The sequence below is a fragment of the Agrobacterium rubi TR3 = NBRC 13261 genome (assembly GCF_000739935.1).
In the GTDB taxonomy this organism is placed as follows: Bacteria; Pseudomonadota; Alphaproteobacteria; order Rhizobiales; family Rhizobiaceae; genus Agrobacterium; species Agrobacterium rubi.
The window spans coordinates 1-23,486 of record NZ_BBJU01000038.1 but is presented as its reverse complement, the minus strand read 5'-3'; the positions used below and the strand labels follow the sequence as shown (position 1 = coordinate 23,486).

At 55.6% G+C, this 23,486-nt stretch carries 25 protein-coding genes; 9 read left to right on the top strand and 16 right to left on the bottom strand.

The genetic code is table 11. From position 1 onward, the window contains the following. Together RRU01S_RS24380 and RRU01S_RS24375 are read left to right on the top strand one after the other, a co-directional pair. The coding region (locus RRU01S_RS24380) for a DEAD/DEAH box helicase (RefSeq protein ID WP_045232833.1) at nt 1-2,516 on the top strand (2,516 nt) is incomplete at its 5' end. A gap of 73 nt (nt 2,517-2,589) precedes the next feature. Continuing rightward, nucleotides 2,590-3,021 carry an alpha/beta fold hydrolase domain-containing protein gene (locus RRU01S_RS24375; RefSeq protein WP_045232832.1) on the top strand — a complete coding sequence of 144 codons (432 nt, stop codon included), beginning with the start codon at nt 2,590-2,592 and terminating at the stop codon, nt 3,019-3,021. Between the two features lie 409 nt (nt 3,022-3,430). On the opposite strand, the gene RRU01S_RS24370 is transcribed toward RRU01S_RS24375, so the two are convergent. The 6 genes from RRU01S_RS24370 to RRU01S_RS24340 form a co-directional block, all read right to left on the bottom strand. Then, a complete protein-coding gene (locus RRU01S_RS24370) occupies nt 3,431-4,303 on the bottom strand; it encodes a reverse transcriptase family protein (RefSeq protein WP_045232831.1) in 873 nt (290 codons plus the stop codon). Then, nucleotides 4,293-4,598, bottom strand: a complete 306-nt coding sequence (locus RRU01S_RS24365; RefSeq protein WP_045232830.1) for a helix-turn-helix transcriptional regulator — start codon at nt 4,596-4,598, stop codon at nt 4,293-4,295. Before RRU01S_RS24365 ends, RRU01S_RS24370 begins: the two co-directional genes overlap by 11 nt. A 606-nt stretch (nt 4,599-5,204) precedes the next feature. Then, a complete protein-coding gene (locus RRU01S_RS24355; RefSeq protein WP_045232828.1) occupies nt 5,205-5,711 on the bottom strand; it encodes an HAD domain-containing protein in 507 nt (168 codons plus the stop codon). Next, on the bottom strand, nt 5,708-6,718 hold the full coding sequence (locus RRU01S_RS24350; protein ID WP_045232827.1) for a hypothetical protein: 1,011 nt from the start codon (nt 6,716-6,718) through the stop codon (nt 5,708-5,710). Before RRU01S_RS24350 ends, RRU01S_RS24355 begins: the two co-directional genes overlap by 4 nt. An 18-nt stretch (nt 6,719-6,736) precedes the next feature. Continuing rightward, on the bottom strand, nt 6,737-8,254 hold the full coding sequence (locus RRU01S_RS24345; protein WP_045232826.1) for a relaxase/mobilization nuclease domain-containing protein: 1,518 nt from the start codon (nt 8,252-8,254) through the stop codon (nt 6,737-6,739). Continuing rightward, a complete protein-coding gene (locus RRU01S_RS24340; protein ID WP_045232825.1) occupies nt 8,244-8,609 on the bottom strand; it encodes a plasmid mobilization protein in 366 nt (121 codons plus the stop codon). The genes RRU01S_RS24345 and RRU01S_RS24340 overlap by 11 nt, the downstream gene beginning before the upstream one ends. Nucleotides 8,610-8,774: 165 nt before the next feature. Here RRU01S_RS24340 and RRU01S_RS24335 point away from each other — a divergent pair, with 165 nt between their 5' ends. Continuing rightward, entirely contained in the window at nt 8,775-9,509 is a 735-nt protein-coding gene (locus RRU01S_RS24335; RefSeq protein WP_045232824.1) for a DUF3800 domain-containing protein, read from the top strand. 148 nt (nt 9,510-9,657) lie between these two features. Here the strand turns inward: RRU01S_RS24335 and RRU01S_RS24330 are convergent, their stop codons facing one another. From RRU01S_RS24330 to RRU01S_RS24285, 10 genes are all read right to left on the bottom strand, one after another. Further along, nucleotides 9,658-9,939: a helix-turn-helix domain-containing protein gene (locus tag RRU01S_RS24330; RefSeq protein WP_045232823.1), complete on the bottom strand. Its 282-nt coding sequence runs from the start codon at nt 9,937-9,939 to the stop codon at nt 9,658-9,660. 13 nt (nt 9,940-9,952) lie between these two features. Next, nucleotides 9,953-10,264 carry a type II toxin-antitoxin system RelE/ParE family toxin gene (locus tag RRU01S_RS24325; RefSeq protein WP_045232822.1) on the bottom strand — a complete coding sequence of 104 codons (312 nt, stop codon included), beginning with the start codon at nt 10,262-10,264 and terminating at the stop codon, nt 9,953-9,955. Between the two features lie 49 nt (nt 10,265-10,313). Beyond that, nucleotides 10,314-10,646, bottom strand: coding sequence for a hypothetical protein (locus RRU01S_RS24320; RefSeq protein ID WP_045232821.1), 333 nt, complete (start codon nt 10,644-10,646; stop codon nt 10,314-10,316). Further along, nucleotides 10,643-11,314 carry an AAA family ATPase gene (locus RRU01S_RS24315; RefSeq protein WP_045232820.1) on the bottom strand — a complete coding sequence of 224 codons (672 nt, stop codon included), beginning with the start codon at nt 11,312-11,314 and terminating at the stop codon, nt 10,643-10,645. The genes RRU01S_RS24320 and RRU01S_RS24315 overlap by 4 nt, the downstream gene beginning before the upstream one ends. A gap of 297 nt (nt 11,315-11,611) precedes the next feature. Then, complete coding sequence (locus tag RRU01S_RS24310) at nt 11,612-12,322, bottom strand: replication protein A (RefSeq protein ID WP_045232819.1); 711 nt, start codon at nt 12,320-12,322, stop codon at nt 11,612-11,614. Between the two features lie 183 nt (nt 12,323-12,505). Continuing rightward, nucleotides 12,506-12,853 carry a ribbon-helix-helix protein, CopG family gene (locus tag RRU01S_RS26660; RefSeq protein ID WP_234936259.1) on the bottom strand — a complete coding sequence of 116 codons (348 nt, stop codon included), beginning with the start codon at nt 12,851-12,853 and terminating at the stop codon, nt 12,506-12,508. Nucleotides 12,854-12,893: 40 nt separating this feature from the next. Beyond that, the gene (locus RRU01S_RS24300; RefSeq protein ID WP_131367842.1) at nt 12,894-13,427 is read right to left on the bottom strand and encodes a hypothetical protein; all 534 of its coding nucleotides are present in this window, start codon (nt 13,425-13,427) and stop codon (nt 12,894-12,896) included. Nucleotides 13,428-13,453: 26 nt separating this feature from the next. Next, complete coding sequence (locus RRU01S_RS24295; RefSeq protein WP_045232817.1) at nt 13,454-14,410, bottom strand: tyrosine-type recombinase/integrase; 957 nt, start codon at nt 14,408-14,410, stop codon at nt 13,454-13,456. Then, nucleotides 14,407-14,898 carry a hypothetical protein gene (locus RRU01S_RS24290; RefSeq protein WP_045232816.1) on the bottom strand — a complete coding sequence of 164 codons (492 nt, stop codon included), beginning with the start codon at nt 14,896-14,898 and terminating at the stop codon, nt 14,407-14,409. The genes RRU01S_RS24295 and RRU01S_RS24290 overlap by 4 nt, the downstream gene beginning before the upstream one ends. A gap of 27 nt (nt 14,899-14,925) precedes the next feature. Further along, nucleotides 14,926-15,273, bottom strand: coding sequence for a Vch_cass14 family protein (locus RRU01S_RS24285; RefSeq protein WP_045232815.1), 348 nt, complete (start codon nt 15,271-15,273; stop codon nt 14,926-14,928). Between the two features lie 51 nt (nt 15,274-15,324). Between RRU01S_RS24285 and RRU01S_RS24280 the strand changes: the two genes are divergently transcribed. The 6 genes from RRU01S_RS24280 to RRU01S_RS24255 all read left to right on the top strand — a co-directional run. Next, complete coding sequence (locus RRU01S_RS24280) at nt 15,325-15,762, top strand: HigA family addiction module antitoxin (RefSeq protein WP_327787165.1); 438 nt, start codon at nt 15,325-15,327, stop codon at nt 15,760-15,762. Between the two features lie 231 nt (nt 15,763-15,993). Further along, a complete protein-coding gene (locus RRU01S_RS24275; protein ID WP_234936258.1) occupies nt 15,994-18,510 on the top strand; it encodes a DUF499 family protein in 2,517 nt (838 codons plus the stop codon). Next, a complete protein-coding gene (locus RRU01S_RS24270; protein ID WP_045232812.1) occupies nt 18,510-19,499 on the top strand; it encodes a hypothetical protein in 990 nt (329 codons plus the stop codon). Before RRU01S_RS24275 ends, RRU01S_RS24270 begins: the two co-directional genes overlap by 1 nt. 12 nt (nt 19,500-19,511) lie before the next feature. Next, entirely contained in the window at nt 19,512-22,724 is a 3,213-nt protein-coding gene (locus RRU01S_RS24265) for a hypothetical protein (protein ID WP_045232811.1), read from the top strand. Beyond that, nucleotides 22,721-23,218, top strand: a complete 498-nt coding sequence (locus RRU01S_RS24260; protein ID WP_045232810.1) for a hypothetical protein — start codon at nt 22,721-22,723, stop codon at nt 23,216-23,218. Before RRU01S_RS24265 ends, RRU01S_RS24260 begins: the two co-directional genes overlap by 4 nt. A gap of 9 nt (nt 23,219-23,227) precedes the next feature. Then, a partial coding sequence (locus tag RRU01S_RS24255; RefSeq protein ID WP_045232809.1) for a hypothetical protein occupies nt 23,228-23,486 on the top strand: 259 nt, incomplete at its 3' end.

Sequence of the window (23,486 nt, the reverse complement as noted above, 5' to 3'; positions counted from 1 at the left end):
CCTCGGCTCTGACCTCAGCCAAGATCGACCTCCTGCCACACCAAGTTGTCCTCACCCACCGCATCGCCACAGCTTCACCCCGGCGCTATCTGATCGCCGACGAGGTGGGGTTAGGCAAAACCATCGAAACCGCACTGATCCTGCGAGAGCTTGCCAGCCGGGGCGAATTAAACCGCGCTTTGATGGTCGTGCCCGCCGGCCTCGTGAACAACTGGCACCACGAATTGAACGAGGTGTTCAATCTCGATTTCGAGGTATTCGGCTCCGAAGGCGACGTCACCGATCGCAAGACCAACGCTTTTGCAAAGCACGATCGTCTGATCGCCAGCATCGACACGTTGAAGCGACCGGCGCGCATCAAGCGGCTGCTAGATGCGCCGCGATGGGATTTGGTGGTGTTCGACGAAGCGCATCACCTGACCGCCTACCGTACTGGCGGCAAGGTTAGGAAGACGGAGAATTACAAGCTGGCGGAGGCGTTGAAGGATCATTCGCGCGATCTGCTTCTGCTCTCGGCCACGCCGCACCAAGGCAACCATTTCCAGTTCTGGATGCTGGCGCAACTGCTGAACCCGACGTTGTTCCGCAGCCCAGAGGAAATGTTGGATAACCGCCACCGGCTCAACACGGTGATGTTCCGCCGCACCAAGGCGGATGCTTGTCAGCCGGATGGCTCACCATTATTCGCGCGGCGTTGGGTTCATACCGAATCCTTCGTCATGGCGGAGGGTGAGCGGCTATTTTACGAAAAGCTGCGCGAGTATCTGGAGGATGGCTTCGATCTTGCGCGTCGTCAGGGCAACAAAGGACGCGCGCTGGGCTTCCTGATGGCGATCTTCCAGAAGATCGCTGCTTCGAGCTTCGCGGCCGTCCGTCGCACGCTCAAGCGTCGCTTATTGATGCTGACGCTGCACGAGGCGCTGCTGCGCGACAAGGAATTGGATATCGAGGGACGGGAGCGGCTAATCGAAGAAACGCGTGAACTGATCCACCAAGAGTTCAATCTGCCACGCGACAGCGTTGGGCGCAGCGAGGTAGATCGCGTGCTGGCCGACATGAAATATAGGCTCGTCAAGAAGCTGGACGAGGAAGCTCTGGAAATGGCCTCTGATCCCTACGACAGCGAATATTCAGCCTCGCACGCCGAAGAGGCCGCTTCCGCGGTTGTCAATCTGCACCTGCCAGAAGAGCGTCTCCGTATTAGCGATCTTCTGGGCGTGTTTCCGCCTCAGCGAGAAACCAAAATGCAGAAGCTGCTCGATGGCTTAGGGACGCTTTGGCGACAGAACCAGAACGAGAAGATTGTGATCTTCGCTACCTATCTTGGTACGGTGGACATGATCTCCCGCGAGATCGAGCAGACCTTCCCCGGTCAGGGCGTTGTGGTGCTACGCGGGGGAGATCATGGAGCCAAGGTGGCTGCAGAACGCCGCTTCCGGCAGAAGGACGGACCGCGTGTGCTGGTCTGCACGGCGGCCGGTCGTGAAGGTATTAACCTGCAATTCGCCCGCATCTTGTTCAACTTCGACCTACCATGGAACCCGATGGACATGGAGCAGCGCATCGGGCGCATCCACCGCTACGGACAGAGCCACACAGCGCAGGTTTATAACCTCGTCCTCTCGGACACCATTGAGGGACGCATCTTCTTGCTGCTGGACGAGAAGCTGACCGAGATTGCGCGAACAGTTGGAAAGGTCGACCAACAGGGTAATATTGCTGAAGATCTGCGGGCGCAGATCTTGGGGCAGTTGTCCGAGAGACTAAATTATGACCGTCTGTACCAAGAAGCTTTGTCTGATCCTGAATTGAAACGTACCCAAGTGGAATTGGAGGCTGCGCTATCTAATTCTCGTGAGGCGCGGCAGGTTGTCTTCGATTTGTTTCAAGACCTCAATGGATTCAGTTTGGATGACTACAAGCCATTTGCGGATGTATCGTCCAGTCTGGATCGACTGGTGCGTTTCCTTACAGCGGCAATTATGGATCGCCAACAGAAGCTGGTAAAGGTAGACGACGCCACATATGATCTCATCACTTCCGATGGTGTTCGTCGCAGTCGCTTCACTCTGAGTCGAGAAGCTGCAGCAAATCAGGACGGCTTGCACTTATTGGGCTTGGACCATCCGCTAGTGGTGGTGGAGCTTGAACGTTGGCGCAATGTTCCTCCCGAGGAAATTGGCATCGCCGTTTCAGGCGATGTTGATGAGCCGGTAATACTATCTCTTTGGATGGTGGAAACTTCTGCGGGAAATGGCGAGCGTCGTGTGGTGGTTCAGCCTATTGCTGTCAAACGGGATGGCACACGCGTCCCTGCTGTCGAACGTTTGTGTGACAAACATCTTCATGCTCAGGCGTCACTGCCTGTATTTCAAGCGGAACAGCGGGCGGAATTGTTCGTACAAGCCGTTGAACCGACTTTGCAACGTGAGCTAAAGCACAAGTGGGCGGCAAACGGTGATGGTAGTTATTCCTCCGAATTGATCGGATATGTTGAAATAACCCCCGCGAATTGACGTAAAATCATTGCAAACTCGCGAGAATCGCTGACCATGATTTTGGGAAAATCTTGTTCATGGAGATATAGTTATGGCTCTAAAGTCTAAGGAATGGTTCTTCAAAAATTGCCTTTCAGAAATTAAAGATTATGGCCGTTTCTCTCATTTGGCATGGAGCGTGCTAATGAAGGGCATCGGACAAACAGATGGAACACGAGGGCATGTAACGCAGGCAATTGGTGTCAGCCAAGAATTCCTGGAAGATTTCCCGCAGTATATCCCTCTGATTCAGGGGGAAGATCCGACCAAGCCAGTTGATGTTGCTGCTCATCCACAGCTACAAGCCGACCTTGTGGCTTGGGTTGCAGGTAAAAATGGAAATTTTGGCAGATCGACCTACGGTTATAACTACCAAACTTTCAAAAGAAACACCACAGCGACTCTTGGAGGAACCCGTCAGGGGGGAGGGGGAGCCGATGACGAATTTAAGCGTGTTTTGAGGCTAATGGCTGAGTTTATTTGATCGGCCACCTCTATTTACCGGCTGCCGTTGAATTGATGAGTGTCCGGGTGCACATGGCGAAAAGTCCTGTTATTTTTTATAGGGCTTGCACGCCTTGGCGGCGTGCATTCCGGCCTTCACGGCCGTCTCTTGCAATGCGGTTTGCCGACTAGCCCCCGCAGGCCCGCTCTCTCACATAGGGCTGTAGAGCCGGACGGGGCGGGTTAAAATGGCAACATGCTCATGGGTGATACATCGAAGGAGCAGGTCTTGGGCGCGCTGATTGCACCGTAGGATAGAACCGCACGCCCCGTTCTGGCGGCAACCCTTTAGGCGGTTTCACGTCTCTGTCGTCAACGCCAAGGAATTCCAGTGCGTCGAAATAGTTGTGGGCTTCAAACCCCTCGAATTTATCAGTTTGAAATAGTTCTTAGACAGCGGCAACCTGCGCCACCTGTCCCCGCAGACCAGTTAACTTTTCCCGTAGTTTGCTTTCAACCTCCCGGATGAGAGGCTGTTTGAGATCACGCTGGATCTCAAACAACTTCTTTAGCTGTCGGTTAGGGACTACTAAACGCTCTCCGTTGACGATCACTCCGGTGATCTCAGCTGGCCTATCCACAAAGTGCTTTTCTTTATGATAGCGCAATCCCGATCTATGGATAGCGCGCTTGATATCCCACAGAACAGTGGGTGAAAGTGTCGTGCCCGAAATGGTCACGTCATCAATGTAAACCGTGAGGCGATAGCCATGCCTCGTGCAGTGGCTCGCAATAGCTTCCCAAACATCATAATGAGCGAAAAATGCCATTATCGGGCTAAGTGGGCTTCCTGTCGGTAGATGACCTCTGTAGGTCGCAAGCTTCGCCAAGATCGCTGCCACATCTGCTTCACATTGCATAATATTGCGGAAAAACCAGAACACGCGCCGGGAAGGCGTACTGGGAAAATACTTTCTGATGTCGAGGCAACGGACAACGCGTTGTCCTCGATGCTGTGCGGCGTTCTTGACATAACAACGCCCCTTCACAGGGCAGAACAAATAATCAGGTGGTGCGATGCGGCCAAGAAATCGGGCAATCCTTGCCTGAACTAACTTCAACTGGCGTCGGGGATTTTCCACTCCCCGAACGCCACCAGTTTTTTTGGGAACATCAAATTCCGCGTAAAGCTCATCCGCGCTTTTTGCCAGTTCCTGCATGCTCTTAATGTCTAGCTTAAGAAGGGCGCTAAGCCGCTTCTTGCTCTTCAACTTGAAAAGTGGAGACTGATGCAGAGGATAGGCTTTTCTATCATTCGGCATGGGCTCGCTCCGAGCGCTCTTCAATAAACTTCATCATGCTGATGACTTTTGACGCGACGAAAGTGCGAGCTTTCTCCCTAGCCGGAGACTTCCCTAAATTCTCAGAGAAAAACATGATCGATGACGACGGTATGTCGAAAGCGGCTTCATATTTTCTCAGCAGATCAAGCGACGGCTCTTTATGACCCTTCTCAATTTCGGAAAGGTAAGATTTAGAGATCCCAAGCTTTTCCGCCGCCTCGTTCTGCTTCATGTCATGGAAAACACGGATCAGCCGAAGGGCCTCGTTCAACATATTAAAACTCCTGTTCAGATACAAAACAGGGCGGCGGATTACTCCCGCAGAACCTTAATAATCAGATCGTAGAGCCACACCAGGAACCACAACACGTGGGCGATGAGCTTTCCTACTGCTATTAAGGACGTTACCGTCTTCGGATTACGCAGGTTTTTAAGCCAGCTCTTCCTAGTCTTCAGTTTCGTCCGCCGCCGTTCTCGATCAGTATGCTTTGACGTTTCCATCATTTGGTCCTTTCCAAACCACCCTCACGGTTGTGAGAGCGCCATCGAGGCTTGGAAAGTGGGGCGAGAACGGTAAACCCTGCCTGTACGGGCGTGCCCCGCCATCGGGGCACGCCCGCGCCGCCATGTGACACGCACCTGCCGGTCGGAATTTAGAAGGTTATTATGCCTTCCACGAAGCCCTTGCGAGGCTTCAGAGAGTGATGACTATCCCCTGCTCAACATACGATGACTAATAGATAGCGAAGGAAAGAGAGAATATCAAGAACTTTGTTCGCTATCAGCGAACTTTTTTTCGTATGGTCGCCACGCGCTTTTACGGGCTAGCCTCCGTAGGCCCGCTCTCTCACATAGGGCTGTAGGGCCGAAGGGGCGGATTTTACGCGCTGACCTCGATCCCGAAATATTCACAAGCGGCCCGGTAGTCTTGAAACCCAAACCCATGATATTCGTCTGTGACGACAATCCCAATATTCTGAATTTTCCCACGCAAAATCGGGTCATCATCGATGATCAATGCGCGACATGGCGAATGATCACCGATCCAGTCTGCTATTTCATCGAACTTTCTGGGCTTCAAACCAAGAACAGGAAGATACCAATCGACATGCCATAGCTCTGCGGGCAATCCTTCCGCAACCAGCTTCCGCATCAATCCGTCCGCGTCGCTCCCCCATATCCGCCGCCAGTTTGAGCTTAGAACAAGCTTTGCCCCTGACAGCTCGGCAAGCTTCACGACTAGAGCCACGGCCTCCGGTTTGAACCGCAATCCATCGAGAAAGCCGCTCTGTCGTTCTGCTAGCAGGACTGCATTACCGGGCGTGACATGATCCTTCACGGGAAAAAGAACCCCGTCGATGTCAATGAATATGATCTTGCTGGTCATGATGGTCGTGGAAATGAGGGTTGGACGTGGGTCGTCCGAACTGGCGATGCCCCGGTAATCTTTCTTCCACGCCATTTGCCCGGCGTTGTCTGGAATCCACTCGCTGGCCGGGTGGGTGGCGGAACAACATCGTCGTCGGACAGTCCGAGCATGCTCAAAATTTCGAAGTAATCCCATTGGGTGAACCCATCTGCCGGGAAAGTGTAGAAATCGCCTACATCACCAGAAAGCTTACCGGGATACCGATTGCCATCTGGACCAATGACCAAGGCTGACAAGTCATCACAGTTTCTTCGCGCAAGCCATGTGGCCAGCTCTTGCCAAATAGCGGTCCCACTGACCGGGAGCAGTATCTCACTGTGCCAGAGATCGGCTGACCAACCTTCGGCAATAAGATTTTGTTGTAGCACCTTGGCTCCACCTGGCCATGTTTGCACCATTGGAGACATGAGCAGGAGTTTTGCGCCGGTCTTCCGCGCCAGCCGGGCGATCAGACTAATAGCATCAGGATCGAATGTACGTTGAAACATTCGAGTTTTCAGAGATGTAACGACACCCTCAAGCCCAATAAATATTACTGGATCAGATTCAATTTTCTTTTTTTCAATGTCATTATTTGTTTCAACTCGTAGATTTTTTTTGTTTAATAATTCCGATTGATGTTTACGAACATGCTCTTCTGCCTCCATCTTTACTTTTTTTCGTAATGCTTCCCAATATTCTTCTTTACGTTTCTTTTCTATTTCATCTTGAGATTCTTTCTCTAATCTGCGTTTTTCCAGGAATGCATCATGTAGGGCATCATACTCTTTCTGAATAGCCGGACTATCTATTATTTTTTTGAGATATAGTAATCGAACTTCGATATATTTTTGCTTGAAATATCCTAATCTATGATTTATATCACGATTTGATAAATCTAATCGCAAACTTAACTCAGACCATTCTTGAACTAGTCTTTTATATCCCCAATCTATATTAGGCAGACCGCTTCTTTCCTTTTCCATGAGGGAGCCTCCTTTGTTTTACTCTCCACCCCAATCCGGTCCTCGCATCAATCGCTGACGCTCTTGCTCGGTCACCTTCTCAGCGTTTTTCTGCGCGTCTGCTGATGGCCGCTCGCTGGCCACACCTCTGATCTTGCCAAATCCGACCTTGCCACCCTCAGCTGCTTTTTGATCCCGTACGGCGGCAAAGGCGCTCTTTTTTTCGTCGACGCTCACAGGAGAGCCGGTTTCCTGTCGCATGGCGGCGTAGGAAGCTTTCCTATCGTTTGCCCGATAGGGTTTTCTCCCCTGCTCCCCGGTCGGCCGTGACCACTCTGAACGGTCGCCGTAGAGCTGTTTCCACGCCTCGCGCAGCTTGGCTCGCTCGCCATCCTGCCGCTCGATCAGAGCGCCGCGTTCGATCTGGAAAAAATCTCTATGCTGGGCGAGATCCTGCGAGCGCTGGCCCTTGAGATCGACAACCTCTTTATCGCCAATGGATTTCAGGCGGGAGGCCAGTTGCTGGCGTGTCAGTTCCTGCGCCTGCATAAACGCCTGTTCTCGTGCACGGGAGGAAAACACATTGGCGAGCGTAGCGGTCAAAAGGCCCCGGTCATTGAGCTGGCCGGTGTTCTGCTGGTGTCGCGCCGCCACAAAGGCGTTCACGACAACTCCGCTCACCCACTGCTCACGCCGGCTGAACCGCCGCTCCTCTGCCCGAGCGCCTCGAAAGTGCTGCGCCCAAATCGGCTTGCACTCGGTCTTGTGCCGCTCGATCGTCTCGGCGATCGCGACGGCACTCGATCGGTAAATCTGATCTCGACCGGTCTTTTCGCGTGCAGCCAGGTCACGCCACTGGTCGCGGTGCTGGATCTTCTGGTTAGCGCCAAGCTCCCGGAGCCTTACAGCCCGGGTTTTCGGGTCATGAACCTGCTCCTTTGCCGTGGCGAGCTTCTGTTTAATATATTCTCGACGCTTCTCCGCATCCGGATGCCGCTCGCGCTGCTGGCGCTTCGTTTCCCGGAGAGGTGTCAGAATGCGACCGCGCTCCCGCTCATACGCATTGGCCCAATCCGAAAATTTCCGTTTGTGATTGCTGGTAGACAGCATGCGGCCATCTTCCGGATCGACCCGGTTCAGGATGACATGTACATGAGGGTGCTTCTGATCGGTGTGGCACACGATGACCGCCTGCCGGTTCTCTGCTCCCAACAGCTTCAAGCTGGCGTCGGCTGCTCGCACCATCTCATCACGCGTGAGAGTCGCCGCCTCGTCGGGATGCCACGAAAGCGAATAGGTGTAGACGTGTTCGGCGGACTTTCGGCCGGTATTTTTTATCCCGGCACGCTCCTTCAACACATCCGCATGCTTAGCGGTAGAGACCATGACACGCATTGCCGTATGCATATCATCCGTCAATAAATGGCGGGTCTCCGTCCACGCTACCCGGTCGCTACTGGAGAGATGCGGCAAGTCGGCGCTCGCCCGCTTGTCATGCAAGTAATAGGCGAGTGCTCCCTTAAAGCTGTGCCCCGTTCCGGCGATATCAGGAACCATCGTGCGCTAACCTTTCCATGGCGGAACGAACCTCGGCCATGGTGTCCGCAATATCGTTCGGTATGCCCCGGCCGAAGTGCAGGGCCTTGAGGATCTGAGCGAGGTTCACACCGACGCGATAGACCTCGGCAATAGCCCGTTCGTCCGTAGCTGCACGGGCGGGCGCGATCTTGATTCCAAGCACCGCACGCCGCGCAAACTCAGCAACAGGCAACCCGGCGAGCGCGGCTTGAGCCTCGACGTGAACGCGCTCGGCCGCTGTCAGCCGCAGGCCGGACAGTCGCTCGGTGCGCTTCTCGTCAGGCGCTTTGCGGGGTCGCCCGCCTGCGCCTCGGGCGTGTTGCCGTTCCGTCAATCGCCGCTCCTTTCAGGCGCCCTCTTAGGGGTTCAGGGCAACGCCCTGACAAGCGTTTTTGGGTACCAAAAACACAGCTTGTTACTCATATAATTATTCTAAAATTCCATCAACCTGAAAACTAGGATATTAATTCATATAGTCTGGTTTAGAGGAAATACGATCATGGATGTTTATATCGACGAGAGCATCCATACGCGCGGGAACTTCATTGTTCTCGCAGCTGTCTGCGCTACCAAGGACAATATTGAGAAAGCGGAGAAAGCACTCGGCGATTGCGGCTTTGTCGCAGGCCGCGATGAATTCAAAAGCAGCATGAAGATGAGCGGCAATGCCAGTGCTCAAAAGCTAAGAGATCGTTTTCAGGACATTCTTAGCGAATGCAAAATCGCTGTCGGTATTTGCCCGGTGAACGAGAGACCAAACCTCATGCAATTGGCTTCTGCGCTATGCGAGACGATAGCCGCCAATGGTGATCTCGTCGATAGCACGATCTATCTCGATCAAGGTATGATCCCTCAAGCTGTAACCATACCTCCTGGATGCAAGATGATTTCTGGTTGTGATTCAAAGACCGTTATCGGCATACAGCTGGCCGATTGTTCTGCTCATTTTATCTCAACTATGCTTTTGGGCGAGCTCGGTCTTTTCAACAAAATGGTCCCTGCAGGTCGTGTATACCCGGGAGATGACGGCGAACTGGAACTGGTTTGGGAGCTATGGGCATCGATCAGATACGCTCTCGCAAGCTCCTTCCCTATTGATGAAGATTCCGACGACGGCATGTTTGAGCCCACGAGAAAACCGTATGGCCTCGTTTTGTCCGAGAACTGTGATCCTGCTGTGACGCAAGCAGCCCGCCACCGACTAGAGACAAGTTGGGTTGGGTGTATCCACTGACCCTAATTGTCCAACCCTAAGAATGCACTGAGTTAAAGTAACAAACGGTCCTGGCGCTGCACGCCAGGGCTTTCTAAGTACAGCCCTCCGGCTCTCTACGGCGCAATGTGGGAGCGCGTTCACCTTCGGGCCGGAGCTGCTGCACAGCTCAAGCGGCCTCGGCAATATCAAGCCGAACCGCAAGCCCGGCCTGGATTGCAAGGTTGATCAGAGTATCCAAGCTGAAATTTGTGATCCGGCCGCGTAGCAGATCATTGAGCCGGGGCTGTGTGATTCCGAGACGCTTGGCCGCCTCCGCCTGAGTCAGATTCCAACTACGCACTCTCTGCTCTACAGCGATCAGGAGATTAGACCGCATCGACATGCTGGCAGCTTCTTGCGGCGTGTTCTCTAAGGCGTCCCATACATTCGCAAAACTCTGACGTTCCATCAGCTCACCTCCGTTAGATTTGCCGCAACCGGGCTGCGGCTAGGTCCAAATCGCGTTTCGCGGTCTGCTGCGTTTTCTTTTGGAAGATGTGCAGCACATAGACGGCATCTTCTATCTTAGTGACGTAGAGCACCCGGAAAGCTCCGGCTTCTTCTCGGATGCGGATTTCCCGCACTCCCTGCCCGACGCTCGTCATCGGCTTCCAGTCGCTAGGCTCAATGCCCTGCTGAACCTTGTGCAACTGCACTCCGGCCTCTTTCCGCGCCTGCTCTGGAAAATCCCTCAATTGCTCAAGAGAATCCCCAAGGAAAACCAGATCCTTCATGCCGTCTGCACCTTTATATCAAAACCTGTATAATCTGACAAGCGAGCCGCTATCGCTTATCGTCCGCAAGCGCCGCTATTGCCCTTTCAATGGTTTCAGCAAGCGTGATCTCATGGCGATCTGCATAACCGTAAATCGCTTCGATGGTATCCGCGCGCAGGCGTGTCGCGAATTGTTCTGTTCGGCCTGTCTTGCGCCGGGTGCGGCGCAAAGACTTAGCGCCCGATGGCGGTGATTGCTCCGGGGCTCTTGGAGTCTCACGGAATCCAGCTGCCCGCGTTGCCGCCTTGACTGCGTTTGGATCGACGGGCGGGGCTGGCAGCGGCGATTCTAGTTCATCACCAAAATCGAGCGTGGCGCGTTTCTTCTCGTCGCCGGTCATGCGTCACCTCCCCTTGTCGCATTGATAACGGCTTGCGCAAATTCGCGCGCGTTCTCCTTGGCAGTTTCCAGCCCCGACACATCGCCCTTTTCCAGTTCGTGCAGAGTGCCGCCCAAAGAAAATAGGGCTCGATAAGCCGCACGGTCGATCAAAGTTGCTCGGAGCACTGGGACCGCAGCACCGGAAAACTGTTGTTCTATGTCGCGTGCCGTTCGCTCGCGGATTGCGGGCGGCACGCGCGTAAAGAACACGCGATATGGGATTTCCCGGTTTGCCACTTTCCACATTTGACGCACCAGTTTGACCGACTTCGCTGCCTCTGCCGCGTCCAGAACAGAGCTTTGCAACGGGATCAGCACCAAATCTGACCGCGCGATGGCGAAGCCGATGCGATCAGTTGCAGTTCCTTCGAGATCGACAATGACGAAATCCGCTTCGGCGCGGGCATCCTCAATCGTGTCGATAATGGTCTCGGCCGAGTCATCGACTATGAGACGCAGGTTTTCGGGAAATGGCCGAAGCCGCGACCAAGCTTCAAGCGGCTTGTTGGGGTCTGCATCAATCAACGCGACCTTGCGCCCGGCCGCAACTAACTCTCCCGCCAGGACAACGGCTGAAGTGGTTTTGCCCACCCCGCCTTTGCTGGAAACAAAAGATATGACTGCCATGCGTCCTCCTATGATTAGATACCAAGCAGCATGTTAGCTGCGCGCAATTTATAAACCTTTAAATAGCTGCATACAAGCAGCTTATAAATGTCTAGCAGCTAACAAGTGCTATCAGCTAACAAGCTGCTATCAGATAATGGCACCATCCTCTCCACACACTTTCCTCAAAAGCCCATGCGACGACAGCCCTAAACGCGAACGATGCGTTTTTGGCCATGAGGGTGCCAACCGGCCCGCACTTACGCGGGTCGGAACCGCCGCAGGGACGCGATAGCGTCCCGATCAGCGGCGACCGCTTTATTCTTCCCTATCTTTTATAGAACTAGATGGGGATTCAGTCTGTCTGGCGGACTCACGTTGTTTCATCGATCTCGCAAGGCGGGCGAGCGCCTGTCCCAAGGGATTGTCGCCCACGTCGAACAAGGCCAACTCGTCTAGCGGAAGGCTTGCCCGATGCGCCTCGGTCTCGGCCTGACGCTCGGTCTCGGCATGTACATGATCGTCAGGCGGGGGAGGGGTCGCGCCAAACCGGCCAAGGAACTGCTTGGCACGGGCAGGAAGGGAGAGCCGGTAAGCGTTGCTGGTCTGCTTGACCTGTGGTCCGCGCCCCTCGTTGCCGGTCGGCACGTAGCGCCGGAGCCAGTCTAGGAAGCCATGTGAGCGCAACGCCTTTAGGGCGCGCACGATAGCATCACGTGAGCGCCTGAGCATGCGCATGAGTGTTTCTATCGCTGGTTCGAGCCTGCCGGTGCGAAAATCAACCAGATTGGAAAACAGCTCCAATATCTCAATCGCTACCCCTCCAAGGGGGCCGTTGCGGGAGCCAGGTTCTCTGCATGCCAGTTCATAGCGCCGCGCCGCCAGCACGATCTGGCGGACCTCTTGCCGGTTCGTCCGTCGCCAGAATACGCCTTCGCATTTCCCGGCCGCGCGGGATTGCCTTCGAACGGGCGTACGTTCCCGTTCGGCCGGTGCCCCTGCGAGCACCGCCCCAATTTGTGCAAACATCGTCCTTCGTCCTCCAACTGGAGGGCATGGACAGCGGACAAAGAATCTACGTTCCCACAAGACTCATGTCTTGCAGGTTGGCAGTCTCTCGACTATGTTGGAGGCATTCTTACGGTCCTCCAAACACGGTCGTTCCGATATCCAAAAACCCCTTACCGCGCCAACGGTCAGGGGTTTTTCGTTTTATGCCCTCGGTGCGTTCTCGATATAGAACCTCAAAGCTTCTTCGATGATCGGAGCGCGCGATTGCACGCCCCGTTGTTCCTTGAGTTTGTCGATAGCCTCGATTAGCTCACCCGGAACATAGGTGTTCAACGCAACCTGACCGGCGGCCGCTAGCCGCGCACGGTGAGCCGCGACGTTCTTTCGAACATCCTCAGTCCTCCGCGATTCGATCATTTTACGTGTCATGGTTACATGTAATCGCTGATTTGCCCGATTCTGCAACCCCTTATTTTCAAGGGCGCGATGTTGATACTTATAAATCAGCAAAAAATCATCAGAGCCCGCTGTGCGCAGCTCGTCGCGCATGAAGTCGCCGACGGTATTCGCAAAAAAATTGACGCTCTCATCAGCGACCAGCAGAGCTGAAATCCTGCCGGAAGGCGCCTCCCTCGATGGCGGCGTCAATCCTTTGAAAGGCAGGCTTTATACCGATTTCCATAATATCAAGCAGACCGTAATCATTTGTGCGTTGCGCCTCGTCTTGGAACCAGATTAGCCAGTCTATGACGCCTTTTTTACCCTCCAATTTTTCACGCATGGCTTCTACTACTAGCTCAACGCATGCATTTGTAAGGTTCGACTTGGCGTCTTCTATTTCTTTTTGCAACGAAGCCTTCTTCTTCTTCAGCGATTTCCCAGCATCGGGCGACAACGTTTTCAGAAGGTTTGAAAGCGCCTCAAAATAGAGTCCCGCGGCATCGAACATGGAAAAAATAATTTCCTGCGCAGACTGGCTCACATCCGGCATGTCATTATTATCACTAATCGATTTTGCCGAAACTGCTTCTGAGCTTCTATATTCGTGTACCTGTGACTTCAGCTCACGCCTATAGTTGTCGAGAAGGCGAAGCGTTGGTCTATTGTGATTTAACTTTGCCACAGCCCAACTACTCCCTAAATTATTTCTTAAATCAAAATCCGCTCGATTTCATCTAAGCTTACATCATCACTTCGGCGATCATAAAGCTGCGTTGTCCGTGTAGATGAGTGATTAGCAATATTGGCTGCTTTTTCCAGCGTTCCACCGTTTTTCAGGTAGGCGGTGATACCCGTCGCCCGAAATGTGTGGTTGCACACGGCAGTGCTGATACCTGCCGCGATCGCACGACGCTGGATCATCGCATAGGCGTTGGCCTGGGGCAGGGGATTGCCAGAGAGCTGATCAGTGCCACGCCGGATTGTCTGAAACAACGGCGCTCGGGGCATATCCTGCAGGCCAGCTGCCTCGATAAGTTCGTCTAGGTAGACTTCAAGCGAATGATGACAGGGCAGTTCAACCTCCTTTCCGCCTTTTTCGTGCAACCGAACCCATAGCCGGCGATTCTGGATGTATACGTCACGCACCTCCATGCTCGTCGCGGCACCAATGCGGGCGAACGTGTAGGTCATGAGCCCGATCAGGGCGCGATCACGCTTGCCGATTAGTGTTTCAGTGGAAATACTGTCCAGGAGCTGACGGGCTTCCTGGGCCGAGAGGGCAGGGGTCTTACCGCGTTTACGGGAGTGCCTCGGGCCGCGTACGGAATGGGTGGGATTGGACGCCATAGCCTGTCCCGTGACGAGCCAGTCGAACAGGTGTCGCACCGCCGCCAACCTTTGTTTGACGGTCGGCACCGAATGCGTGTGCGTCATTTCCTCGACCCAGCCGGCAACATGAATAGGGGTGATCGTGTCAAGCGAGCGCGCGCCTCGCGCATCGCACCAGCTTAAAAATTCTGAAGCAGCTTTGAGGTACGATCGGCGGGTATTCTGATTACGAATCCGGGCGGTGAAGAATTCAAGGAACCGCATGCGCACCCGCTCTGCGCTTTTCGCAATTGCGACCGGCAATATCTCCGCTTCGGATGCAATGACGAAGCTCATTGCATCCTGCCCCAAGTCCAGCACTCCTCGCGGCAAGCATGATGGAACGCCAGCTCGTCCACAAAGGAGCGACCGATCCGCCGCGAGCCTTCGGCAAAACCGGAAAGGGCATTTTTCTCCAGCTCCCCATCCTGCAGCCCGCTTTGGTTGACGCAGATTGCCGTCAGCAACGGCAATTGTCGCGCATGACAGATTTCCAGCAGCCGATCCAGATGACCATGTTTTCCGTTCATCTGATGCCGCGCCTTGCTCCACTCGACGCCGCTTGCTTTTGCTAGGTCGCCATAGGTAATGCAGCTCCCTGAAATCGCCGCCTGCTTTAGGGCCGAGAGCGATTTCTCAAGATCGAGCCCCTGCCGTTTTCCGGACCGGCGGCCGCGCTCCTCAAGGAGTTCGAAATAAAGCGGAGCGCCTGTCCGGCTCTGCTTTTCAAAGTTTACGATCCACTGATCGATCTCACCATCTGATTTTTTTGAGAAATCGGTCATTCTACCCCCTAAGCAACTCGTGCAAATTCAAAGCCGCGCAGCTTGAAGTAAGATTGCAGCGTGAGGAGTGTGGTTGTCAAAACTTGACCTAAGCACCCCCTGCAAAGACCCGGCTTTGAGATCAATCTGGCCCGAACTGTAATTGTACGTGAATGTGTATCGGTTACCGCCAATCGTTACCCAGCATGTCCTCGCCAGATTGCCGTTTCGCTCGTAAACCTCGACTTTATCAACTGCCAGATTCAACCGCGCCCTTACCGCACTCGAAAGAGGCATTATGATCGCAGCGACATTCGGCGCGTGGTGATTAGCCTCGGCAATGACTTTCGTAATAAAATTGTCGATCTCGATATTCGTCCGCAAGTGTCGCGCCATAACCCCTCCTATATGTGATAAAGGACATTATCACATATAGGAGGAGCCGCAATGCGCCGGCGCCATGAGAGCGGCTTATGGCTGTCCCCAAAGAGGGATTCTCTAGCGGGTGGAAAGGACGGTCTATCCGCAAGATCTTGTCGAGTGTCGATTATCAGTATATGGCTCCCTAAAGGTAAAGTCGCTCGGATTCTTAAGCTAATGCACCCAGGGTCTCTCGTCCGGAAAGATTGCCTTGATAAGTATAACTTGAGCGTGACCGAAGCTGCGCGAGTCTTAGGCGTGGATCGGCAGACGCTCAGCAATTTGCTTAATGGGCGTTCGGGTATCTCGCCAGAGATGGCGCTTCGTTTAGAGAAAGCCTTCGGGCGACCAGCCCGCGAGTGGTTAGTGCGGCAGCTCGATCATGAGTTGTCGGAGGTCATGCGTCGGGCAGATAAAATTAGGGTTGAGCCTTTCCGTGCTTCAACCGCGGAAGGTGGAGTATAGGTAATGTTGGGGCTAACTTTAAGAGAGGAATTTCGGGGGAAGCGCCTCAAAGGCACAGCCATCGAACTATCAAATGATCAGCAAACGGGGGCAACCCAAATTGCTGCTACGCAGTTTCTCAAAATCACTTATCCCACTCATGACCTACTGAAAGGGATTGAGGCGGTAGGTCCTAACCAAGGTCGCCCTGTAGTCGTTATCGGAGACCGCGGTCTCGGTAAATCGCACTTGATGGCAGCGCTCTATCATGCGGTAACTGATCCGACATCAACAGGGGGGTGGCTCAGGGAGTGGGCCACGAGGCTGGCTGATCCGAACATCGGCAGTATCGCGCTGCGTGACGGGATGCACGTCATCGGCGAAAGCCTGCACCGTCAACGCTACAAGTTTCTGTGGGACGTGCTGTTCGACAACCATCCCCACGGTTCTTTTATCAAGGGCAAATGGGAAGGTCAGGGCACATCCCAGACCGAAATTCCATCCGACAAGCTCATTATGGAGCTGTTGGAGCACAAGCCTACGATGCTGCTTCTAGACGAGTTTCAGACGTGGTATGATGGCCTGACGAATACCAAGCAATATCCATGGAAGCATTGGGCGTTCAACTTTATCCAGATCCTTTCCGAGATAGCCAAAGAACGCCCTGACCTTCTGGTGTTGGTGATTTCGGTGCGGAATGGCGGCAGTGACGCGTATCAGCAGGTACATCGCGTAAATCCGGTAGCCATCGATTTTAAAGCGGGGGGTAATGCAGAACGCATCCAGCAGGATCGTCGCCGGATGTTACTGCACCGCTTATTCGATAATCGTCTTCAGATCGCCAATGGCACCATCGAAGCGCTCGTCGCGCATCACGTTTCCGAGTCTTTCCGTCTTCTCGACGTGCCACCGGCCGAGCAGGATCGCAAACGTCAGGAATTCACTGAGTCCTGGCCCTACGCCCCCCATCTGCTACGCTTGCTCGAAGAGCAGGTGCTCATCGCCACCGACGCACAGGAAACGCGCGATCTGATCCGAATCTTGGCGAACCTGTTCAAGAGTCGTGGCGAGAATGCCCCACTGCTGACCGCAGCCGACTTCCGGCTGGATGATGCGTCTTCGGGTATTGGCGCATTACTAGAAGCTGTTGCCAACCAGCATCACCGCACGCTGCGCGAGAAGGCGCAGCAAAATATCATCTCAGTGACGGAAGCGAGGCACGATCACGCCAGTGTCGTGCCGCATCTGCAAGAGATCGTCGGCGCGTTATGGCTACGCTCAATTGCCGTGGGCAATCTCGCCGGAGCGGAGCCAGCGATGCTGCAACTGGACATCACCCGCAACAAGCCGGTGGATGACAACGCTTTTCAGGTCGAACTTGCGACGATTGTTGAGAACAGTTTCAACATCCACCAGGAAGGCGCCAAGCTGCTTTTCCGGGAGGAGGAGAACCCGCGCGCCAAAGTGATCGCTTACGCGCGCAACGACAAGCTGTTCGCCGATGGAGCCGATCAAGCGCAGCTAGCCAAACAGGTCCGCTACGTCATTGCTGGCAGCGATGAGGTTGCCAAGACTTTTCGCGTGATCGCTCTGCCGAGAAATTGGGCCAACGATCCGTGGACCCCGCTCGATGATGTCGAGCATCCTGACCGATGGGACGATCGCCTTCCGATTCTTGTACTGCCCGAGGAACCGGACAAGCTCGATGCCACATTGGGGCGTTGGCTCAAGGAGCAATTGCAGAAGCGCCGCAATACCGTGCGCTTTCTGTTGCCACGTGCAGGCAGCACAAATGCTTTTGTTGACCGCGAGCTGCTTATTCTTGCTCGAGCCGAAATGAAGGCGCAGGAGTGGAGTTTCCAAAATCCTGAATACAGGAAGTTGCATAAGGAATTTGAGAGCACCCTGCGCGACAATCTTAAGAAGCGGTTCGATCGCTTCGCGGTCCTGTCGCGCTGGAATTTCGCTGACCCAGCGCAATGCAAATTCAGTATCGAGCGTCTCGACAAACAAGGGTCCCAGATCCCTGAGGCAATAGAAGAAACGTTAACCAGCGATCTCTTTGTTCCCGAGGACTTCGAAGAGTTGGTGATCGAGTTCGCCAACAACAACGAAGCGGTCGGCAAGCTGCTGCGCGAGCTGCAAGAGCCGCGCCCCGCTGGACAGGATTGTATTCCTTGGCTAGGCGAAACCGCGATGAAAGAGCGCTTGCTGCGCCTGTGTGCCAGGGGCAAGATCGCTCTCAACTTGCGCGGGATGGAATATCTGCAAACCCATCCGGGCGAGGATGAGGATACGGCATGGCAACGCTTACGCCCTAAGCTCTCGCTCACGGGGCGGCATCTCGACGATGTGTTTGTGATGTTGCCCTCCGCGGTGTCTGTGACGGGCGGGGCTACTCAGTCATCGCCGCCGACGGCAGCAGGAGGTGGGCTTTTCGATGGCGACGGTACGGTTGTGACGACATCTCCCACATCGCCGATGCCAGGGGGCGATGGAATGACCAGTTCTCCTTCTAATCCCGCGCCGGGCGGTATCTTTGGCGGCGGAGGCCCCACCGCTCCATCGCGCATCCCGCTCGCCAATCCAGCTACCTCGCCCTTGAACCTGATCGGCAGGATCGAGAGTTGGGGAATCGGCCCAGCCACACGCGTTGCCGATGTGTCGATCAAGGTGTCGGCCGCCACCGGCGCGCAGCTCAAGGAATTGCTCAGGAAGCTGCCGGAAGGTATGACCTTTGAGCTAAACCTTGAGAAGGAGGGTGATTGATGGCCCTCTCGGTCAGCGCGCTGCACACTCTTGGGCAAGGGACGGAAACCGATGCTTGGCGGGTCATCGTCAACCAGGCGGTCGAGGTGGCCTCCAAGCCCTTGGCCGTAGCCAATGCGGCGAGCGAGGTCGTCAGGCGCGACCGCGAAATTGGTGAGTTGGATCTGTTCCTGTCATCCAGCGGTTGGGATTTGTGGCGGGCGTTCGGCGGCAGCGTTGAACGGACTTCGGATCGATTGGGGCGCTGGTGGGCGGAACCTTTCAGCGCTAAGGCGCTGCTGATCCTTGATGGGCTTTCGCTGCGTGAACTGCCATGGCTGTTGCAGGGGGCTAAGGAGCGCGGCTTTACCCTTCATGAGGTTAGCGCCCACGGTTCCGAACTGCCGAGCGAAACCGACCAATTTGCACGTGCCCTCGGCTTTGCCAGCCGCAGTAAGCTCCAGAATAATGGCGGCGGTCTGGGTCATCGGCTGCAACCAGCGCAGACGGAAACCGTTGATCTGCCGTGGAAGGACTGCGAGGCCCTGATCGGCAACGCGCCCAATCAAATCTTCTGGCACCATTGGCCCGACGCCAAGCTACACGATGGCTCGGGAGCCGGCCAGGGGCTGGAACCATTGACGCGAGATGCTGCCGAGCAGCTAACTAGCGATGATTTCTGGGCGTTTGTGGAACGGCTTGCTACCGGGCGACGGTTGGTCATAACCTCCGATCACGGCTATGCCGCCACGGGATATTTTCCAGATGCGGACGGCGACGTCGGCCAGTTTCTCAAACAGACTTTTTCCAGCGGGCGCAGCAAGCTTGGCGCAGGTAATACCGGCCCCTTCGTGCCGCCCGTAGCGCTGCAAATCGACAGCCCGCACGGCGCACACCTGTTGGCGTTAGGCCGCAGAAAATGGCGTAGCCCCGGCGGCTACCCGACGCTCACGCATGGCGGACTATCACTGTTAGAGGTGTTGTCGCCCTTCGTTGAGCTGACCAAGTAAGGATTACGGTTAATGGCCACCATGAAAGAAATACTCGCACAAGAGGTCGCCAGAGCCGTCGGCGCAGGCAAGGCCGTTGCGCTCGAGACCGTCGACTTCAACGATCCGAACCGCCCCAAAACCTGCTTGGAAGTCGATTTCCCGATTTTGCCGGTCAACCAGGTCGCGGTGATTGAGGGCAATTCGGGCAAGCCGATTTACCATATGTCGAAGTGGTGGGCGCGGCGTCGCTCCAGCGTGTTCCGCTCAATGCTGATTGCCGCGGCGACCAGGGCGCCGGAAGATCCTTCCCACGCAGCAAAGCTGGTCTGGGACAACTATTATGCCAATCACCAGAAGAAGGGGGCGTTCAAGAACCTCAAGGTCGCCGACATCTTCATGGGCGGCGGCACGACGCTGGTGGAAGGTTCACGCCTCGGGATGCAGATGGTCGGTAATGACCTGAACCCGGTGGCATGGTTTGTGGTCAAGCAGGAACTGGCCGACGTCGATCTGGATGAAGTGAAGAAGCTCCTCGCCGACATCGAGGCCGAAGTTAAGCCGCAGATCATGCCGTATTATTATTGCGATGGCCCGGAAGGCGAAAAAGGAACGTGGACGCATCTGCCGACGAAGAAGGCGATGCCCACCAATTTCGACGCGCTCTCAATCCCCCGCGATGAGCGCAAGGACTATAAATACGAAGGCCCGGAAGTCATCTACACCTTTTGGGCCAAACATGGCCCATGTCAGGTGACGGGTTGCGGCCATCGCACGCCGATCATGACCAGTCCGGTGATGGCGGTGAAGACGCTTACCGTCAAGCATTGGGAACATAGCTGCCGCGAGTGCGGTGCTGACTTCCATGTCGAGGAAAACGCCGCGCGGATGGCGCCCGACGTGCCGCTATACGTTGCGCCCAGCGAGACACCGTATTCCGTGCTCGATGCGAAGAAGCGCGTCGTCTGCCCGCATTGCGGTCACGCGGAGATGGTCAAGCTCGGCAAGGGCAAGAACAAGAAGGTGGAACTGAGCCTGCTGGTGCATCCGCAATGGCTGGCCGGCGAGGCGAAACAGGATGCGAGCGGCCAACCCTACGGTGGCTCGGCGCAGGATGATGTCGCGGCTACTACGCGATGGGACGCGATGCGTGCCTCGAAGATCCGCTTTCTGGAGGTGCGCGGCACCTTGCCGGACGAGGTGACTGACCCGGAAACGGGCGTCACGTTCGCACCGGGAAAAGGCACGGTTCCGAAGAAGTCGAACTATGCCTGCTCGGCGTGCGGCACCGTGCAAGATGTGCTCACTACCATCAAGGCCACTGGCAAGACCGGGCCAATGGCAGCCTATGCTGTGCAGGGATATGCGCCCAAGCGTAATGCCGCAAGGAAGCCCTACAACGGGCGTTTTTTTGCTGCCTATGACGCGGCGCACGCGCGGCAGTACGACACCGCGTTTGCCGAATGGGAGGCGCGAAAGGACGCTGACCTGAAAGATTATTGGCCGCGCTCTGAACTGCCCTACGGCTTCATGACGCATCATCTACAGGGCGGTGTGCCGAACCACGGTTTCACGCATTGGTGGACAATGTTTAATCCCCGCCAGTTGCTCGTTCACTCCCTTTTGCTCAAGTCCATCGTGGAATCTGGCGACTATGAATGGAAGACGCGCGAATATGTTCTTGGGGCATTTCAGCAATATCTGCGTAATCAGAGCCAATTCACCCTATGGAATGTGCAAGGTGATAAGCTGGAGCCGCAGTTTGCGAATAATAATTTCCATCCGAAGTCCACTGTTGTCGAGAATTGTGTATTCCCGACATTGGGACGCGGAAATTGGCTGGCTTGTATCGAGGGGATCGTCGAGGGACGCGAGTGGGCGGTGCAGCCTTGGGAAGCGGTCAGCCTTGAGACACTGAAGCGGCGCGATGCAACCTTGGCCGAGTCGATTTCAGGTAAGAGCGAGAAAGTTTATCCTGGTGATCCTGTCGGCGAGGTTGGCGTGCATCAAGGCTCTTCCACCGACCTCACGCATATTCCTACGGCCAGTCTTGATCTGGTCATCACCGATCCGCCCTTCGGCGGCCTGCTACACTATTCGGAGCTATCAGATTTCTTTTACGTTTGGCTGCGCCTAGTGTTGAAGGACAAGTATCCGGATTACTTCCAGGCCGACTACACGCCTAAATCCCTGGAAGCGGTTGCCAACAAGGCGCGCGAACCGGAAGACCCGGATGGCTTCTATCAGCGCCTGCTCACGCAGTGCTGGCGAGAGGCCCATCGTGCGCTCAAGCCCAGCGGCATCCTAGCCTTCACCTTCCATCATAGCGAGGATGAGCCATGGGTTGCGGTGCTGGAGTCGCTGTTTGACGCAGGCTACTACCTCGAAGCGACCTATCCGATCCGTTCCGACGAGACCAAGGGCGACGGCGAGTTCGGCTCGAAGACCATCGAGTACGACATCATCCACGTCTGCCGCAAACGTACGGAGGAGCCCAAGCCGGTGAGTTGGGGCCGGATGCGGCGTGAAGTGATGGGCGACGTGCGCCAGTTGCAGGCTATGCTGGAAAACCACGCCAAGGAGGGCCTGCCCGCCGCAGACCTTCAGGTGATCAGGCGCGGCAAGGCGCTGGAATATTTCTCGCGCCACTATGGCAAAGTTTATGTCGATGAAGGGCGGGCTATTTCCGTCAAGGATGCGCTGGTCGGCATCAATCAGCTCATCGACGATGATGCCGACAAGGGCAAGGAACCGCCACCGGGCAACGCAGAGCCGTTCACGCGCCAGTTTCTACGCACCTTCGGCAGCGCGGTCGATCTCCAGCGCGATCAGTTGCAGAAGTTCTTGAAGGGGTCGATCACCACGCCGGACGAGTTCGTGCAGCGTGGTTGGTGCGCGGAGAAGAACAAGATCTTCACTCGTGCCGAACCGTTGGAATTCGCGCGGGAATGGTCGGGCAAACATCGTCGCCGTCTGACCTCCGATCTGGATCAAGCGCTGGTGCTGATCGGTGCTTGCTTCGATAATAGCGGAATCAATGCCTCGGACACGCTGAAGAATGAACACTTCAAGCCGCACGTCGCGTTGCGACCGCTTCTAGAATGGCTTCACCGCAATGGCCCGGACCAGCCCACCCGCAACGCGGCCTCTCGGGCGGTATCGATCTACAAGACTTGGCAATCCAGCCAGGCGCCTCTGCCCGTTCAGGCATCGCTGTTCGCTGACGACGAGGATTATGCGCGATGAGGCAACTGCTGGACACGGTATGGCAGCGGCGCGGCGCCAGTTGGGTGTGGGACGAGGAAGCCCGCAACCAGATTTGCGCGGCCAGCGAGGTCTGGAGCCTGCGCCAGTTTCTACGAGCGGTCGGCAACTGGCCGGACGATCTGCCGAGCAATGGAGGTAACACTCTGGTAGTTGCGGGGCTGGATGGTAGCCTCGACCTGCTTATCCCGGCAGATGCAGAGGCATGGCTGGGCGACACGATTAAACCCGCGATCCTTTCCTTCCAGGACGAGTACGAAGGCGACGCCGCGCTGGCCTTCTGGTTGCCTGGCGGGCACAACCGCATCAAGACGCAGGCGGCCACCGATGAGGTGACCTGGTTGTGCCATGCGCCTCACGGCCATCAGATCGACTTAGGCCGCGTCCTGTGGGGACAGGCCAACGAATATCCGCAGGAGATCCTGCTGCGCGATGGCGGCAAGCCGGCGGGTCTGTTCCACCTGAGAATAACGTGAGATGGTGGCGTGACGGCAGAGGTTCAGTTCCAGCCCGGTGAGCGCATTACCCACCACGAGCATGGTCATGGCGTCGTCCTTGAGCGGGCTCGTGATGGCTATCTGCGGGCCTTCTTCAGTGTCGGCGAGCGCCTTGTCCCGATTGCTTCGCTGTGGCGTGAGCTAACGCGCACCGAGCGCATCCTGCGGGCGGTGGAGGGCAGCGCCGAACGCGGCCGCAAGGCATGGCTATCTTACGAAGCGCACGCGCTTCCTGTAATGGAAAGTG